The 17,890-nt window shown below is 41.7% G+C and carries 13 protein-coding genes and 2 pseudogenes; 8 read left to right on the forward strand and 7 right to left on the reverse strand.

Going from position 1 to position 17,890, the window contains the following annotated elements; translation table 11 throughout:
• Positions 1–108: 108 nt before the first annotated feature.
• Both serS and sppA read right to left on the reverse strand, forming a co-directional pair.
• Positions 109–1,374 (reverse strand): serine--tRNA ligase, encoded by a 1,266-nt coding sequence (gene serS, locus MSWH1_RS01840; protein ID WP_048125561.1) that lies wholly within the window; start codon positions 1,372–1,374, stop codon positions 109–111.
• A gap of 145 nt (positions 1,375–1,519) precedes the next feature.
• Positions 1,520–2,749, reverse strand: coding sequence for a signal peptide peptidase SppA (sppA, locus tag MSWH1_RS01845; RefSeq protein ID WP_048125563.1), 1,230 nt, complete (start codon positions 2,747–2,749; stop codon positions 1,520–1,522).
• 432 nt (positions 2,750–3,181) lie between these two features.
• Here sppA and metG point away from each other — a divergent pair, with 432 nt between their 5' ends.
• Positions 3,182–5,317 carry a methionine--tRNA ligase gene (gene metG / locus MSWH1_RS01850; RefSeq protein ID WP_048125565.1) on the forward strand — a complete coding sequence of 712 codons (2,136 nt, stop codon included), beginning with the start codon at positions 3,182–3,184 and terminating at the stop codon, positions 5,315–5,317.
• 181 nt (positions 5,318–5,498) lie between these two features.
• Here metG and cyaB read toward each other — a convergent pair whose 3' ends face one another.
• The 5 genes from cyaB to MSWH1_RS01875 form a co-directional block, all read right to left on the reverse strand.
• Positions 5,499–6,029 (reverse strand): class IV adenylate cyclase, encoded by a 531-nt coding sequence (cyaB, locus tag MSWH1_RS01855; protein WP_048125567.1) that lies wholly within the window; start codon positions 6,027–6,029, stop codon positions 5,499–5,501.
• 90 nt (positions 6,030–6,119) lie between these two features.
• Entirely contained in the window at positions 6,120–6,518 is a 399-nt protein-coding gene (locus MSWH1_RS01860) for a Zn-ribbon domain-containing OB-fold protein (RefSeq protein ID WP_048125569.1), read from the reverse strand.
• A 6-nt stretch (positions 6,519–6,524) separates the two neighbouring features.
• A complete protein-coding gene (locus tag MSWH1_RS01865; RefSeq protein WP_048125571.1) occupies positions 6,525–7,697 on the reverse strand; it encodes a thiolase domain-containing protein in 1,173 nt (390 codons plus the stop codon).
• A gap of 15 nt (positions 7,698–7,712) precedes the next feature.
• A complete protein-coding gene (locus tag MSWH1_RS01870; RefSeq protein ID WP_048130168.1) occupies positions 7,713–8,762 on the reverse strand; it encodes a hydroxymethylglutaryl-CoA synthase in 1,050 nt (349 codons plus the stop codon).
• A 41-nt stretch (positions 8,763–8,803) separates the two neighbouring features.
• Positions 8,804–9,544 (reverse strand): helix-turn-helix domain-containing protein, encoded by a 741-nt coding sequence (locus MSWH1_RS01875; RefSeq protein ID WP_048125573.1) that lies wholly within the window; start codon positions 9,542–9,544, stop codon positions 8,804–8,806.
• A gap of 142 nt (positions 9,545–9,686) precedes the next feature.
• Here MSWH1_RS01875 and MSWH1_RS01880 point away from each other — a divergent pair, with 142 nt between their 5' ends.
• The 7 genes and pseudogenes from MSWH1_RS01880 to MSWH1_RS01910 all read left to right on the forward strand — a co-directional run bounded on the left by MSWH1_RS01880 (position 9,687) and on the right by MSWH1_RS01910 (position 17,573).
• Positions 9,687–10,505 (forward strand): Dna2/Cas4 domain-containing protein, encoded by an 819-nt coding sequence (locus tag MSWH1_RS01880; RefSeq protein ID WP_048125575.1) that lies wholly within the window; start codon positions 9,687–9,689, stop codon positions 10,503–10,505.
• Positions 10,506–11,012: 507 nt separating this feature from the next.
• A pseudogene (locus MSWH1_RS01885) lies at positions 11,013–11,195 on the forward strand (GTPase - sulfate adenylate transferase subunit 1); the annotation flags it as partial.
• A 408-nt stretch (positions 11,196–11,603) separates the two neighbouring features.
• Positions 11,604–12,881 (forward strand): beta-propeller fold lactonase family protein, encoded by a 1,278-nt coding sequence (locus MSWH1_RS01890; RefSeq protein WP_048130169.1) that lies wholly within the window; start codon positions 11,604–11,606, stop codon positions 12,879–12,881.
• A gap of 237 nt (positions 12,882–13,118) precedes the next feature.
• Complete coding sequence (locus tag MSWH1_RS01895; RefSeq protein ID WP_048130170.1) at positions 13,119–14,549, forward strand: IS4 family transposase; 1,431 nt, start codon at positions 13,119–13,121, stop codon at positions 14,547–14,549.
• 149 nt (positions 14,550–14,698) lie between these two features.
• Positions 14,699–15,235 (forward strand): UPF0228 family protein, encoded by a 537-nt coding sequence (locus MSWH1_RS01900; protein WP_231591863.1) that lies wholly within the window; start codon positions 14,699–14,701, stop codon positions 15,233–15,235.
• 173 nt (positions 15,236–15,408) lie between these two features.
• Positions 15,409–16,892 (forward strand): annotated as a pseudogene (locus MSWH1_RS01905) (YncE family protein).
• A 144-nt stretch (positions 16,893–17,036) separates the two neighbouring features.
• Positions 17,037–17,573: a UPF0228 family protein gene (locus MSWH1_RS01910; RefSeq protein WP_048125581.1), complete on the forward strand. Its 537-nt coding sequence runs from the start codon at positions 17,037–17,039 to the stop codon at positions 17,571–17,573.
• Positions 17,574–17,890 lie beyond the last annotated feature (317 nt).

A 17,890-nucleotide genomic window follows, 5' to 3' on the forward strand; every position in this document is an offset into this window, starting at 1 on the left:
CTCATATACAAAACTCCTTGCACGTCCTGTGTTTCCTCCAGTTCTGTGGTCCTGTCAATTGTGCCATAGAGTTTTTGAAGTAATCCACAGAATCAAATTTACTGATTTTCAAATTTTGCTGATTTCTTTGGCTCCTCCCAGATACGGTCTGAGAACTTCCGGAATCTCCACACTTCCATCCTCACGCTGGTAGTTCTCCAGTATCGCAACGACGGTCCTGCCGACAGCAAGTCCTGAACCGTTAAGCGTGTGGACGAACTGCGGGCCTTCAGGGGTTCTGAAACGGATGTTTGCTCTCCTGGCCTGGAAGTTCTCGAAGTTCGAGCACGAGGATATCTCCCGGTACTTTTTCTGTGCGGGTACCCATACCTCGATGTCGTAAGTCTTGGCTGCTGAGAATCCAAGGTCACCAGTGCAAAGGCTTACGACGCGATACGGTATTTTCAGGAGTTTGAGAATCTCCTCAGCATCGAGGGTGAGTTTTTCCAGTTCTTCATAAGATGTTTCCGGTTTCACGAACTTGACAAGTTCAACCTTATTGAACTGGTGCTGGCGGATGATGCCTCTTGTATCTTGACCATGTTTTCCCGCCTCACGCCTGAAGCAGGCGGTATACGCTGTAAGGAATACCGGCAGATTTTCCATATACTCGTCCATGAAGAGGTTGGTCACCGGGACTTCTGCGGTAGGTGCAAGATAATAGCCGTCAGCGCTGCATACATACATGTCATCTTTGAACTTTGGCAACTGCCCAGTGCCGGTCATGGCTTTTTCATTGATAAGCACAGGTGGGAAAACTTCGAGATAACCCTGGTCTGTGTGTACATCAAGCATGAAGTTTATGAGCGCTCTTTCAAGCTTCGCACCCATGCCTTTATAGACTGTAAAGCCCTGACCTGCTATCTTTGCTCCTCTCTCAAAGTCAAGTATATCCAGTGCCTCCCCTATCTCCCAGTGAGGCTTTGGAGTGAAAGTAAATTCTCTCGGTTCTCCAACTACCCTTAAGACCGGATTGTCATTCTCATCCTTGCCTACAGGCGTCATCTCAGATGGGATATTGGGGATGCTGAGCATTATCTCATTTATCTTTGATTTATATTCTCGTATCTTCTCATCAATTTCTTTAATACGATTATTGATGCCCTGCATCTCATTTATTTTGGATACAGTGTCCTTCTTTTCCTTCTTAAGCTGCGCTATCTCGCGGGTGACCACATTGCGTTTATGCTTCAGGCTATCGCCCTCGGCGCTACATTTCCTCCAGGCCACGTCATATTCAAGAAGGCTATCTATAAGCTCGGTGCCCATATTCCTGTTAATAAGGGCACGCCCAACTATGTCGGGGTTATTACGTACAAATTTGAGTTCCAGCATGTTAAGCCCGAGATATCCTGCATGTTAGCTAATATATATTTTGCTATTTTCAGGCTGTAAGCCTGTTCTAAAAAACAGAAAAAAACCGAAAACTGAATAAATAAAAAAATATTACGGAATAAAGGAAAGAGAGGAAGTCCAGGAATTAGCTCATATAGGCGAGAATCTTGCCGTAGGGGCTTTTCTCAAAATAATTGACAAATTGACTGGTGTCCTCTCCGGAATTGCCAGAATCCGAACCGAGAAGTAAACTTGAAAGGCTTGCCCTGTTCATATACACAACCCTTGGTTCACCCTGTATATTCCCCATTTCTGCAGCCTTATCAATTGCATCATAGAGGTTTCCAAAGTCGTCCACAAGCCCAAGCTCTTTTGCTCTGGATCCAGTATATATGCGCCCGTCAGCAAGCTTTTTTACTTCACTCCGTTTCATATTACGCCCTTCTGCAATCTGGGTTACAAAGTTTTCATAGCTCTCCATGACAACGCTATCAGCGTATTCTTTTTCTTCGTCCGTAAGCCCTCTTGAGGACCCTCCCATATCTTTGAATTCTCCTGACTTTGAAATGTAATAATCTATACCTTCCTTTTCGTAGTAAGAAGACTTATTCTCAAAGGTCCAGATAACTCCAATAGATCCCGTATTTGTGGAGGGATTTGCAAATATGTAATCTGCTGGTGCAGAGATATAATAGGCAGCGCTGGCTCCCAGGTCTCCCATGGAAACAATAACTGGGACACCCTGTTCCTGGGCTTTCTTGATCTCTATTGATATTTCCTGAGCGGCTGCGGGAGACCCTCCTCCACTATTTATCCTGAGTACGATTGCCTTGACGTTTTCATCCGCTACAGCAGAGTGAATGTTTTCTGAAATTTCTTCCGAAGTTGCATAGCCGAGCCCTGCAGGAACATTTCCAGTGAGCATGGTGCCCTGCACATAAATTACTGCTATCTCTTCGGAAGCCCCAAAATTTCCTCCGAAGCCGAGCCCGTAGAAGATAGCAGCCATACTGATTATAATGACAGTAACCAGAGCCAGTAAGACTACAACGTAGGACGTGTCACTGCGTTTCTTTTTCTGTAGGGAAGGAGAAGAGCCTGAATTCATGCTTAAACTCTCTTTTTCAATAATTTTATTATCCGGGTCCCGGGGAGAAAGTTCCTGAGAATCCGTTTTTTCCGCCGCCTTTCTTTCAGGAGTAGCATCGGAATTTGATGAATTTACCTTAATAGTACTTTCTGAAATACCCCCTTCAGGGATAATAGTCTCTTTTTTATTGGAAGCACTACTTCTCGAAAGGTCGTCTCCAGATGCCTCTCCTGGACTCGTGTTTTTTGAATCCATACCTTCTGAGTTTACATTTTCATCATTCATATTTTACAGGACCGCATCTCGTGTTTTTTGAATCCATACCTTCTGAGTTTACATTTTCATCATTCATATTTTACAGGACCACATTTCTTGGATTTGTTTCTTTAATTTCCAGTCTATGCTTTTTCACTGCTGAAAACTCCATTTAAGAGGTCAGACAAATTCTCCTGGTCGGGAAATTATCAGAAATATATTTTAAGAAGCCTGCAAATAAAAGGATCTTAAGAAGAATTCAACCCTGCAAGTAAAAGGATCAATTCAACAGATCTGAATTGTCAGAGCAACTATTTATGTTTCTCTACATTCCACCCCTCTTTATATATGATTATCAACTATCCCTCAAATAAGTTCTCTTGTAAACACAATAAGCGAAATATATTTCAGAATTGCAGTCATCCAGAAGAGATACACTTATAAAATTATATGGAGATAAGAATGTCAAACTCATCCAGTAAACCCGTACTTGTCACCTGTGGCCTGCCCTATGCCAACGGAAAGGCCCATATCGGGCATCTCCGGACCTATGTGCCCGCTGATATTTTTGCCCGCTCCCTGCGGAAGGAAGGAAGGGAGGTTGCCTTTGTTTGCGGTTCGGATACCCATGGCACCCCAATCGTCGTAAACGCCGAAGAGCTCGGGATTACCCCTAAAGAACTGGTAGAAGTCTATCATAAACACTTTGATGAAACTTTCAAGCAGCTTGGAGTTTACTTTGACGCTTTTGGGACAACCGATGACCCTGAAAATCATCACCGGACCATGCAGATTGTAAACCGGCTGATTGAAAAGGGCTATGTATACCCGAAAATTATAGAAATCGCTTACTGCCCGAAGTGTAACCGCTTCCTTCCTGACCGCTATGTGGAAGGAGCCTGCCCTCACTGCGGAGAAACAGCCAGAGGCGATGAATGTGACCAGGGATGCGGAAAACACCTCGAACCTGGAGAGCTTCTGAACCCTGTATGTACTATCTGCGGAGGGCCTGCAGAGTACCGTCAGCAGGAACACTTCTTTTTCAAACTTTCCGAGTTCAGCGACTATCTGATGGATTACCTCTCAAATGACCTGGGAGGTACAACTAATGCTATAAATTACGCACTTGGCTGGGTAAAGCAGGGGCTTACGGACTGGTGTATCACAAGAAACCTTGAATGGGGAGTTAAATTCCCGGGGCATGAAGACCTTGTGGTTTATGTCTGGGTGGATGCCCCTATAGGATACATGGCTTTCACTGAGGAATGGGCTGCAAAGACAGGGGATTCCTGGGAAAAATTCTGGAAAGAGGACGGAGAAATAGTTCACTTTATTGGAGGGGACATTACCTACCACCATTGTATTTTCTGGCCTGCCATGCTTAAAGGTGCAGACTATTCCGTGCCTACCGCCGTTGTGGCTTCAGGTATGGTCAAGATCGAAGAAAAGAAGTTTTCCAAGACCAGAGGTTATGTGGTCTGGGTAGGGGAAGATTATCTTGACCACGGCTTCCACCCCGACCTCCTGAGATATTACCTTGCAAGCTACACCTCCCATACTAAGGAACTGAACTTTTCCTGGCGCGTGCTTCAGGAAAAGATCAATACCGAACTGGTGGCGGTTTTCGGAAACTTCCTGTACAGGACCATGCTCTTTGCTTTTAAGAACTATGGAGAAGTCCCTGAAGGGAAACTGGAACCTGAAATAAGTGCGGAAATTGAAAAGGTAATAAATGAAGTAAAAGCTGCAATGGCTGAGTATGAGTTCAAAAAAGCGGTTGATTCTGCCATGGCTCTTGCGTCTTTCGGGAATATTTACTTCCAGTCCCACGAGCCCTGGAGACTTATAAAAGAAGACCGAGCCGCTTGTGGACAGGTCCTCTACAATTGCCTCCACCTGGCAAAAGCCCTGAGTATTATCTTTGAACCCGTGCTCTCGCAGACCATGGAAACAGCCTGGAAAGGGCTCGGACAGGAAAGTGATATCCATGCTGTGCAGTACGAAGAAGCCCTTGTGCCCCTGAAGGCAGGCACAAAGCTTGCAAAGCCTGAGCTCCTCTTTACCAAACTTGAAGACGACAGGATCGGGGAGATGGAAGAGATCGCAAATCAGAGGGTAAAAGCTGCAGATGCAAAGAAAATTGCGGCAAAGGGAAGCGAAAAGGAGCCTTCAAAGTCAGATGGAATGGGCCCTGCAGAAGAGGCAAAACCAGCCGAAAAAGCCAAAGACGCAGCAAAAACTGAAGAAAATGGGCAAATCGAAACTCTTCCCATGATCAATTATGAAGACTTTGCAAAGCTTGACATCAGAGTAGGAAAAGTCCTTCTTGTCGAACCTATAAAGAAGTCAAAAAAGCTCCTGCGTGTTGAAGTGGATATCGGAGAAGAAAAACCCAGGCAGCTTGTAGCAGGCATGGCTTCGTATTACACTCCCGAAGAGCTTATCGGGAAAAATGTAGTCATACTTGCTAACCTGAAACCTGTCAAACTCTGTGGAGTTGAGTCAAATGGCATGATGCTTGCAGCCGATGATGGCGGAGCTATTGTAGCAGCCCTGATGCCGGACAAAGACATAAAGCCTGGCTCCAGAATAAGGTAATAATTAAGAGTAAATTAAAATCTAAATTAAAATTAAATTAAAATCTAAATTAAAACTTGCCAGTTGTTTTCATGTCCGTACATGACGCGGGCATGAATAATTTATTGATTTTGTCCCAAGGCCCATTTTAGTATCAATAAAAAATAGTCGGGATAATTACTGAAATTAATTCTATAGTTTTTTAATTTTTTTTATTCAGTACCATTTCAAGATAAGAAGTCCGGATGGAGTCTTTTTCTCCGGCGCCAAACTGTTTTAGTAATTCAAACAGCTTTTCCCTTGAAATGTCGAGATCTTTTTCATCTTCAGCTATGATTTCTACTTCCAGGAATTCTCCCAGTCCTTCGACGGCGTCAAGGCAGACAGTTATCTCCCCTGCTTTGAATACTTCCCTTTTTTTGCGGACCATCCCGGCTTCCGAGAATCCAAGGGCACGAAGTATTTTTGCAGTAGTTGCTTCATCTACAGAAGTTTCGAGTTCTTCCCGGGTTTTGGAGACTTTGTCAAGTTTAGGGCCTTTATAGGTCAGCACAGCCTTGCCGTCCAGGGAACGAATCCTGAGCGCCTCGTCAGTTTTTGCAAAATCCCTGTGAGGAGCTGCAAAATAAGAATCTGACTGATTTTCAATCCCTATTTTTATTGCCCCTAATTTCTGAAGGACGGAGCGGACCTTTGAATGATCCGCTCTTACTTTAACTTCCACTTCAATCATAGTTTGCAGACATCTCCAATTTGATCCGGAAGACCCCGGAAATCCTTATTTTAATTAATTATTAACGGAACCGGAAGAATCCGGACCCTCTCAGGCATCTGCAGGGATGAATTTAGTGCCGTAGTAAATCATGCCGCGATCGCCGTCTTCCCCTAGCTTCCTGAACACGGACTTAACCCGCGTTCCAATCTGGATTTTATCAGGGTCGCCAATCACCTGGGAGGTCAGCTGGGGCCCTTCATCCAGTTTAATAATTGCAAGGGTATAGGGAGCCTGGTTTTCAAAACCTTCCGCAGCCGTGTGAATCAATGTATAGGTTACTATTTCGCCGGTGCCTTTGAATTTGAATGGTTCGAGTTCACCCATGCGCCTGCAGTTTACGCAAACATTGCGCGGGGGATAGAAATATTCCCCACATTCCTTGCAGTGGGTCCCTTCAAGGTTATACCTGCTACCGAGGTTTCTCCAGAATCTTGGTACAGAAGACATCGAATATCACCTCTCCCTCGAGAAAATATGTATTACTGCGGTCGCTCCTGACCCTCCTACATTGTGGGTCATTCCATACTCAGCCCCTGCAACCTGGCGTTTTCCCGCATCTCCACGCAGCTGGGTTGCAATTTCCACAGCCTGCTTTATGCCGGTTGCTCCTACGGGATGTCCGCAGGCTTTCAGTCCACCGGATGTGTTGACAGGGATTCGACCTCCAATCTCAGTTTCCCCATTTTCTGTGACAATTCCGCCTTTCCCTTTCTCGGCAAATCCGAGGTCTTCAATTGCGCAGATTTCGGCAATGGTAAAGCAGTCATGCACCTCTACGAGGTCGATGTCTTCAGGCTTCAATTTTGCCATGGAATATGCCCTCTTTGCAGCCATCACGGTTGCGTCCAGAGTTGTGATGTCTCTTCTGTCATGAAGGGCAAGTGTGTCACTTGCCTGTGCTGTTGCCTTAATGTAAATGGGAGTATCAGTATATTTGTGGGCAACGTCTGCAGGAGCCAGAACAAGTGCAGACGCTCCGTCTGTTATGGGAGAACAGTCAAAAATATGTAACGGGTCGGCTACCATTATTGAGTTCAGTACGTCGTCCACGGTAATTCCATTTTTGTACTGGGCAATAGGGTTGAAACACCCGTTTTTGTGGTTCTTAACGGCTACTTCTGCAAGCTGTTCGCTTGTAGTTCCATACCTGTGCATGTGCAGCTTTGCAATCATTGCATAAAGCCCGGGGAAGGTTGCTCCTGCCATGCCTTCCCATTCCCGGTCAGCAGCTGCTGCAAGAGCTGAAGATGCCTCTTCAGATCCGACATCAGTCATCTTTTCTGCTCCTGCCGCGACTACGATATCACTGTAGCCTGAAGCCACGGACATTATAGCCTGGCGCAGGGCAAGCCCTCCGGATGCACAGGCAGCCTCCACTCTGGTAGCTGGAACATGAAGGTTTCTCGAAAGTCCTGAATAGTCTGCTATAAGGGCACCGATGTGCTCCTGATCAACAAATCGGCCTCCACTCATGTTTCCTACATAAAGAGCATCGATATCTTTTCCACTTACACTTGTATCTTCAATCGCTCCGATTCCGGCTTCTACGACTATGTCTCTCAGGGAACGCTCCCAGAGTTCCCCAAATTTTGTATTCTTTATTCCGATAATTGCTACGTCTCTCATGTATTCACCCCGTTTTCAGGCCAGACGGATTTTGCCTTTATGTCTGGCATACTTTGCGTAGTCGATGTATATAGGATCCTTTATAAGTTCGGAAACCGTCGGAGCCATATTTCGGATTTCTTCAATTCTGTCTGTAACTGTTATGCTGAAGGCATCAGACCCTGCACCGGATCCAAAAGCGGTTGCAAAAATTCTGTCCCCGGGCTTTGCCTGGTCAAGAGTTGCAGCGATTCCCATAAGGCAGGATCCTGAATATGTATTCCCTATTTTTGGAACTACAAGTCCCGGAGTAATCTGGGCTTTTGTGAATCCCAGCATCTTTGCAGCTTTGCTCGGGAACTTCCCGTTTGGCTGGTGGAATACTGCATAATCATAATCTTCAGGCTTTGTCCCGAGTTTCTTAAGAAGACCTTTTGCGCCGTTTGTCACATGTTTGAAGTACCCGGGCTCTCCAGTAAAACGTCCTCCGTGCTCGGGGTAAGGCATTCCTTCTCTTCTCCAGAAGTCAGGAGTATCTGTTGTAAATGAGTATGTATCTTCAATGATTGCGGCAAGTTCTGATTCTTTTCTTCCGATGAGACAGGCAACTCCTCCTGCTGCGGCAGTGTATTCAAGGGCATCACTGGGGGCACCCTGGGAAACATCAGCTCCTATAGCCAGGCCAAGGTCAATCATTCCGGAACCCACCATTCCCATACATGCCTGGACTGCAGCTGTTCCTGCCTTACATGCAAACTCAAAGTCTGCTGCAGTCATTTCGGGGGTTGCGCCGATAGCCTGGGCTACTATAGTGCTTGTTGGTTTTACAGCATAGGGATGACTTTCTGAACCTGTGTACACTGCGCCTATTCTGGAGGGATCTACGCCGCTTCTTGCCATTGCGTATCTTGCCGCTTCAACTGCAATTGTTGCTGCGTCTTCATCGACATCAGGTACGGATTTTTCGTACACCATGAGGCCATTTTTAAGAGCCTCTGCGTCATCACCCCAGAGCCGGGCGATTTCTTCAATTTTTATACGGTATCTCGGGACATAAGCACCGTATGATACAATTCCAATAGTCATGTGTTCACCTGTTTTTGAGTGTTTAGGGCATCTTTCAGGGGTCATTCCCTTGCATAGTATTGACTGTATTTTTTCAGTAATTGCACAATCTGCTCGAGATCCATTGTAGTTGTGACCAGGGGTACACGGTCTACTTCCGCCATCTTGATTGCAACAGGTTCAACCTCTTCTTTACGGAGCCCGTGGAGCACAACAGCTCCGGGTTTCAGGTTGGTGACCCGGATAGCTACCAGGGGGGATTTTCCGGTACTGACTTTCGTAAAGATCATGGCTCTATCCGTACTCCAACCATAGAGCTTCTGGAATTCGTGGGAGGAAAGTTCCAGGACTGCCCGTTGACTGTCGATGACAGAAAAACCATATAGAGGCTTCTCAATTCCTTTGTAGACAATATCGCCTTCAATAAGGTTAACCAGTTTAGCAAGCTGTATCGGGAGAGTATACTCATAGGTTGAGTAGATGGACTTTGAACTGTTTTCAGCGTTAAGTATCGATTCGTAGGTGTGAATCTTTTTGCCTCCCCGCTCGAGATCAACTTCAAGCAGGGATTCCACGATCTTCCGTACGATCATTGTCCCTGGGGACTTTCGCCTCCCGCTTTCGTAATCACTGATAACAGAAGGAGAAACCTTAAGGTAATTTGCAATATCGGTCTGGGATATCTCAAAGTTTAATCTCCACTTCTTCAGTGACTCTCCGGGTTTTTCAGAGAGTGTGATATCTCCAGCCATTTTTTCTGCCAGACGGTTGCGCAGATTTTCTGAGGAATCGTTGGATGTCATGACTTACTTAATCTAAGAGGAAACGTTCCCTTATATATTTAACGAATGCGAGTTCGTCAATTGTCGCAGGAGTTTTACTATCAGGCAAGAGTGGGATCTTATGCAAAAAATTTATATTATGTGTAAAAGGACTTAATATGTAATGCCTGCAGATTCACGGAATCCTGAGATAAGCGTTTCTGATCTTCTCCTGTATATCAATTGCCCGCGGCGCGTATACTTTGTCAGTCGTGGTTTTGAGTTGTTCCCGGAAATAAACGCTTCAAGGCTTGAAAGAATGCTCATGAAAGAGCTTTCTCTGACTTTTCCTGATATTATGAAGGAATGTTCGTTAAACGCCGATAACCTGTGCAAAGAACTTGAAACTGCTTTTCTCCATGCATGTGAGGACCTCCCGCTTATGTTCCCAGCAGAATTCGCATGTATTGAAAAGGAAGTCCTTGAAGAAGGGAAGGCGCGGGCAAGAGCTAAAATCCCTGAAATCGCGGCTAACCTTCTTAGAGGGCTTGAAGAATACGGAAAAGACCCTATGCTTGCGGCACTTACACCTGTTAAAACCGAGCCATTTCTTTCATCTGAAAAACTTAACCTGAAGGGTGTCCCGTCCAAACTTGTCTGTTTTGAGGGCAGGAATGTTCCATCGATTATGAAACCTGGAAACTGCCCTCTCCAGGGCGTGTGGGCATCTGACCGGATGCACGCCACATCGTTGGTCCTTCTGCTTGAAGCCGAGGCCGGAGGGGAGGTGCCCTTTGCCTTTGTTGAATACGTAAGTTTCGGCCTGCTCCGGAAAGTAACTATCCGAAGTTCGGACCGCAGAGAAGTTTTAAAAATCTGCAGGCGTGTGGAAAAAATAAAAGCCGGATTCATGCCTGAGAAAAAAGAAGAAAAATTCTGTTCAGAATGCACTTTTTCAGAGCATTGTGTTTCAAATTCGTCCTTGATGTCAAAGTTTTTTTGAACCGGGAATGGACGGAAAAAGACTACAGCACAATGAAAAGGGAAAAAACCAGAAGAAGGTGAACTACCGGGGTAATAGAAGGTAACTCTCAAAGGTACTATTAAAAGAGGCAAAAAACGAACCTGTCGTTTTGTAATATGTTTTAAGGTTTTTTTCGAATGCGACTGAACGATTTGTATCTTCCTTAAAACCAACATTTTCTATTTTTTAAGTTTAAGAAATCACTTGCGTTATATATAACTATTCTTACAACAGTCTCAAAATTTGTCTTATTTAAGTACTAAGCCTGAGAAATATATTCATAAATCCAACGTCCTTTCAGATTGTTTGATAACCTGCACAGAAAGTTTATAATGAGTAACAAAGAGTAATTTATGGAGTTGGAATGTACTTTCCAGGTTCAGCCGAACTCCATAAAACATGTGTTCTGAGGCATAATTAGGTTAGCTTTGCATATATTTAAGCCTGCCTGATTCTGCCTCCTGGGTGTTAAACAGGAGAAAAAATATGATTAAAAACAAAATTGGAATTGGAACGCTAATTTTAACAATATTGCTGGTTTGTATGGCATTGATACCAGCTGTAAGTTCACAGGAAGAAAAAGATTATTCTGTAACTGCTGAGGAAGCTTTTAAGCATGCCAATGCGCACATGATAAGTTTTATAGCAGCTGATGCACCATATTTTGAAAGAAACTAAACGCATATATGTACACTAAAATTTATCAGAGATTTCGATAAACTTCTAGCTTCAAAGGCTGCATATACATTTTATATAATCAACCAAAAAGCGGGATTTATCGAGATTCTCATTACTTTTTAATATATTTGTTAAATCAAGATACAAAATACTAATTAAACAGCGAATTAGACGGTAAAAAATATTTTTACCCTGAAAATTATTTCGTCTTGCAACTCATTTTTTTATCTTGAAATTGACTTAAATTAATGAAGATTTTAGAAAAATATCCAAAGTCCAAATTTTTTGATAATAACACTGGCATGAAAGGTATATACTGCTTGGTGAAAAAAGATGAAAAGTAAAATTATATCAACAATAAATATTGACACATTTTCTATTCCATTCCCATTTGTGGCAATGTCTAACAAAGCACACAAAGAAAATACCGTTATAAAAGCTTTGGGAATAACTGCACTTGCGATTTTAATATTGGCTGGTGTAGCAGGTGCAGACCCATTTGCATATGTTACGAGTCTTGGAGTCGACACTGGCACTGTCTTTGTAATTGACACAGCAACTGACAATCTTACAGCCGTGGTACCTGTAGAAGGCTGGCCCTTTGGAGTTGCAATCAACCCTGCAGGAACAAAGGTGTATGTGGCGGACTTGTCAGGCACAAGCACCACTGTCTCTGTAATTGACACTGCGACAAATAAGGTTGAAGCTGTGGTGGATGTAGGAGGATATCCTCGGGAGGTTGCAGTCGATCCGACAGGAACAAGGGTTTACGTGACGAATCGCTACAGTGTGGTGGATAATGACAGCAACAATGTCTCTATAATTGGCACAGCCACAAACAGTGTAGTGAGCACGGTTAATGTGGGGTTGAGTACTTATAACGTTGCATTTACACCGGATGGGGAAAAAATCTATGCTACTAACAGCCGCAATAACACTACTTCTGTGCTTGATGCGGCTACAAACAAAGTTACAGCCACTGTACCTGTAGGAGACTATCCTACTGATGTTGCAATCAGTCCTGATGGAAATAAGGTGTATATAACCAATACAGGCAGCAACGACTTATCTGTAATTGATGTGACTACAAACAAAGTTATAGCCACTGCGCCGGTAGGAGACGGTCCATGTGGCGTTGCAGTCACTCTAGATGGAAATAAGGTATATGTGACAAATAAACGGAGCAACAATGTTTCTGTTATTGACACAGCAACAAACAAAGTTACAGCCACCGTTCCTGTAGGAATTAAGCCTTTAGGAGTTGCAGTCACTCCAGATGGAAATAAGGTATATGTGACAAACGCCAAAAGCGACAATGTCTCTATAATTGACACAGCCACAAACAAAGTTACAGCTACTGTGAATGCAGGAAAATATAATATAAACTATCCTGTCGGAGTTGTCATTGGGCATCTTGCAGATTATGATATGACTGATCAAAGTATAAGGGCAACCCCCAGTTCAACTGAAGATATAGGAGTTGAAGAAATTAATTTATCATCCTCTGAAAAAATAAACGATATCAAACTCAATAACTCAAACAATAATAATTCAGAACCCGATAGTGGTAATAGCTCGGGTGAAAATGAATCGAGCAAAAATAACTCTGCTCCAGGCTTCGGATTATTGGGGAGCTTGACCTGCCTGTATGGAAGATGGAAACTCGGGAAAAAGTAATGAAGGCCCTGGATAACCGGATTGCTGGCAATTGGTAATCTGTAGCCTGTTGGATCGGATACACAAACTGTTGAAGCCTCTGGTTCTGAAATTAAATGCATATAAACGGGATTAAAAACCCATATTTTTGAGTGGTTGATATGAGCAAAATCAATAAGGAAATCGCTATTTTTATTGTATCCTGACTTTGACAGTTAGATAAAAATAAGTGCTCTTTGTTTTGTGTTATTCGGTCAAATGAACATCACAAAACAGAGAGCATTCCCTACAATTCCTAACAAGAATATATGTGTTCCTATCGGATCGATTCTTGCCGTCCAACTCTTTTATGAAAAGCTTAATTTCTGTGATATTTTTGGCAAACATAAAAACAAGGGTCTTGATCTCAATAGTTTGCTGATCGGTTTGCTAAGCTACAAGCTGACTGAAAATTTTAGTATCAAAGAAGCTGGCAAATGGTTAAATCAGGAAGAAATTCTCGAGATATTGAATCTTGAAAGGTTTCATGAAAGAGTTCTTTACAGAACTCTTGAACTCTTAGGACGTAACAGAGAGGAAATTCTCTCTGATATTCTGGATTCTCTATTTTCTGTATATGGTTTTGAAGAGACGGATATAAACCTGGATTGGACGAGTATAGTCCTTTATGGGACTAAATCCAACCTTGGTAAATACGGGTATAGCAGAGATCACAGGCCTGATAAGCTGCAGATAACTGTTGGAATTAGTGAATTAGCTAACCCCATTAACATACCTATTGGAGTTACAGTGAATAAAGGAAACGTTCTTGATCTTGAGCACTTTTCTGACACTTATAACCAGGTGAAAAGTAGACTTAAAAAAGGCTCTCTTATTGTTTTTGATAAAGGAGCTAATACCAAAGATAATATCGATATTATACAGGATGCTGAGATGGACTATCTCACTTCCATGAAACTGAATACGAGTGACGATAAAATAATTGAGAAATTTGATCTGGAAAGAGCAGAACTGATAGATTCCAAAAAAGGTATATATGGGATAAAAATAGTCAAGCCTAGCAGCATTAAATATTTCTATTTCTCTGAAGCTCTACAGAAAAGGCAATTAGAATCAAAAGCAAGAGCTGTTATGAGGAAATTAAAGGAAGCAAAAGAGATTCAGAAGGCCATCATAAACAACAAAAAGCTTCCTAAGAAATTCAGAGTAAATAATGAGTTGATCGAGATTGATTACTCTTTTAGAACTAAGCTAGAAGAGCTTAGTGACGAGGAAGCTGTAGAACTCCTAAAAGCTTCACTGATTAATGGAAGAGAAGGATTTTTCTGTCTGAAATCAAACAGGCATTTGACACTTGAAGATGCATTGATAACATACAGAAAAAAGGATTCTATTGAGAAAATATTTCATTCATTGAAAAATGAAATTCAGATTAAGCCATTAAGGGTGTGGTCGGAAGATAGCATTTATGGGGCCATTATCCTTGGGTTTATCGCCCAATTATTCATATCGCTGATGCGATATGAAGTTGAAGAGCTAAAACACACGTCTACAAAATTCATTAAAAAAAGCTTGAAGAATTTGACACTTACAATCAAGTTCAAGATAAATGGTGTCAAAAACCATATTTTTGCGAATTTTGACTGGATCAATAGCTTGATAGTAGCAAAAAGGAATGAAATTACATAGAATATATAATAAATTTTTATAAATTTATAGGACTTGTCAAGCCCGATTGAACCAAAAAAGAAGGGAAATATTCAGTACCAATTAGTGGGTACTGTCAAACTGAGGTTGTATTTCTAACTCTTGTAGCGCTTTGGGGGTTATTTGTAAAAGTGCCAGTAGAGGATACGAAAACACCAGATCCTGAATCGCAAGTCGCTGGTATGGCTATTCAATTTAAAGCTGGAATTTCTGAATCAGAAGTAAAAGCCATTCTTCAAAACTACAACATGATTCGGAACTATAGAATGACATACGATACTACTTCTCCGGAAAAATATTACATAGTGGCGGACAAAGATAATTGGAGTGACATAAGACGCGAACTTGTAAACGAGATGAAGGAAGATAAAAAAGATTGGACTATATCTTCTCCTGCTGATGTTACCCGAAAAGGAGATTATTACGTTCTTCCGGTCTCTGAACAAGCGATCCATGACGAAAAATTTCTTGCAATACTGGAAAAATATGATATAGGGGTGAAAAAGTTTACCTGGTGTGATATTCGTTTTCTTTATAGTGATGGACCCCTGACGTATTGGATTCCGAAAGAAGAAGCGATGAGGATAAAAAATGAGCTTGAGCAAAACGAAAATGTCTTTACTGTACAGCTTAGTTACCTTTATCCTCCATATGACCCCACGACCTAAGAGCCTGCCTGAAAATTATATGTAACTGTTTCACCTGTAATTATTTCGTCTTATAACTCGTTTGTTTTATCCTGAGATTGACTTAAATTGATGAAGATTTTAGGAAAATATTCTACGTCCAAATTTTTTGATAATGGCACTGGTATGAAGACAAACACTGCTTGGGGAAAAAGATGAAAAGTAAAACTATCTCAACAATACATATCGACACCTTTTCTATTCCATTCACATTTGCAGCAATATCTAATAAAAAATATCAAGAGCACACTCTCATAAAAGTTTTGGGAATAACTTCACTTACGATTTTAATATTCGCTGGTATAGCAGGTGCGGCTCCATTTGCATATGTGACAACTATGGGAGATTATGATCAGAGAGGTTATTATTACGATACGAATTATAATGGTACTGTTCCTACTCCTAATGTCGCTGTAATTGACACAGCAACTAACAATGTTACAGCCAGAGTGCCTCTCGGCGGAGGATGGCCTGTAGGAGTTGCAGTCAACCCTGCAGGAACAAAGGTATATGTGGTGGACTCACCTATGGACGCCTCCACTGTTTATGTAATTGACACAGCCACAAACACGGTTAGTGCAAAAATTAATTTAGGAAGTAGTTATCCTTCGGAAATTACATTTAACCCTGCAGGAACAAGAGTTTATGTGACGAAACAGCATGACTACACCGATATTTTTGTAATTAATCCAGCGACAAACACTTTAATGGCACCGATTATTGTGGGACCGAGTACTTATGATGTTGCATTTACACCGGATGGGAAAAAAATCTACGCTACAAACACTTTCAACAACACTATTTATGCAATTGATGCAGCTACAAACAAAATTACAGCCAATATATCTGTAGGAGACAGTCCTTATGAAGGTGTAGTCACACCGGACGGAAAAAAGGTATACGTACCTAACTATGACAGCAACACTGTCTCTGTAATTGACACAGCCACGGATACTGTAATAACCACTGTGCCTGTAGGAAGCTTACCTGGTCGTGTTGCAGTCACTTCTGATGGAAATAAAGTATATGTAGCTAACAATAACACTGTTTCTGTAATTGACACAGCTACGAATAATGTAATAGCCACTATACCTGTAGGAACTTCTTTTCGTAAAATTGTAATCAACCCAAATGGAAATAGGGTATACTTAGTGAACTTTAATAGCAGTAGCGTCTCTGTAATTGACACAGCCACAGATAATGTAATAGCCAACGTGCCCGTTGGAGAACAACCTATGGGAATTGCAGTCACACCAGATGGAAAAAAAGTATATGTGACAAATTCCAGAAGCAGCAATGTCTCTGTAATTGACACAGCCACAGACACTGTTGTGGCTACGGTAAATGCAGGAATCCATCCTACTGGAGTTGTAATTGTACCTCTTACAGATTCTGATATGACTGCCCAAATCACAGAGACAACTTCCAACGTAACTGAAGATGTCGAAACTGAAAAAACTAATTTATCATCTGAAGAACAAAATGCTGTCGAATTAAATAATTCAGACAACAGTGATTTTGAATCTGATAATGGTAGTAGCTCAGGTGAAAACGAATCGAGCAAAAGTAACTCTACTCCAGGCTTCGGGTGGGGATCTTGACTTGCCTTTATGGAGGATGGAAACTCAGGAATAAGTAATGAAGGACCTGGATAACCGGATTGCTGGCAATTGGTAATCTGTAGCCTGGTGGATCTGATATACAAACGGTTGAAGCCTCTGGTTCTGAAATTAACCGTATATATGTGAGGAGTTAATACTCCTCATTTTTTTCGGTGATTGATATGAATAAAATTAGCAAAGTCGTAGTTGTTTTTATTGTTTCTCTGACTTTCTTAGTACTGATGATGCAATCTCAAGAAGTTAAGGTAGCTGGTTTACTTATTCAATTTGAAAATGAAACTACTGAGCCGGAAGTTCAAGCCATTCTTGAAAATTACAACATACCTGTGAATTATACCATAGACTACAATTCTAATATTGGGCGAGGAATGTACTACATAAAAGTAGATGAAGATAAAATAAATGAATTGAGGAAAGATGAAAACTGGACTTCTGTAGTTGAACTCAAAAAAGGAAATTATAACATAATTATGTTATCTGAAGAATTTGTCCCAGATGAGAATTTTCTTACGATGCTGGAAAAATATAATCTTCAGTTGAAAAAGGCAGTCGTGTGTTATATCCATTTTGGAAATGGGTCACCAGACTGGGTTGTGGGGACGAATTGTGTTCTGGAAAAGGATGCAATCAGGATAAAAAATGAGCTTGAAACAAATGAGAAAGTTTTGATTATAGGTCTAGATGATATTGAAGGGTAAAAACACTGCACTGAATTATCACTGCAGAAATTATGATACATGAATCATTAAACTTCCAGAGTAAATGAATTTATCCAAGCTAAAATTTATTATGGTGAAATTATCATGATGAAAAAATCATACCAACTACTTTATATCGCTTTCTTCGTCATTTCTTTATCATAATCCTGATTATGCATATAATAAATAGTGACAGGAGACCATCTTAAATTACCCCCTAATATTTACGCACCCGATGTATGAAATCAAATACAGTAAACATCATAGTTTATATTTATATTTTAGACATTTAATGGTTTAACGCTACTTTTCCAGTT

The organism is Methanosarcina sp. WH1, from assembly GCF_000970005.1.
GTDB lineage: Archaea > Halobacteriota > Methanosarcinia > Methanosarcinales > Methanosarcinaceae > Methanosarcina.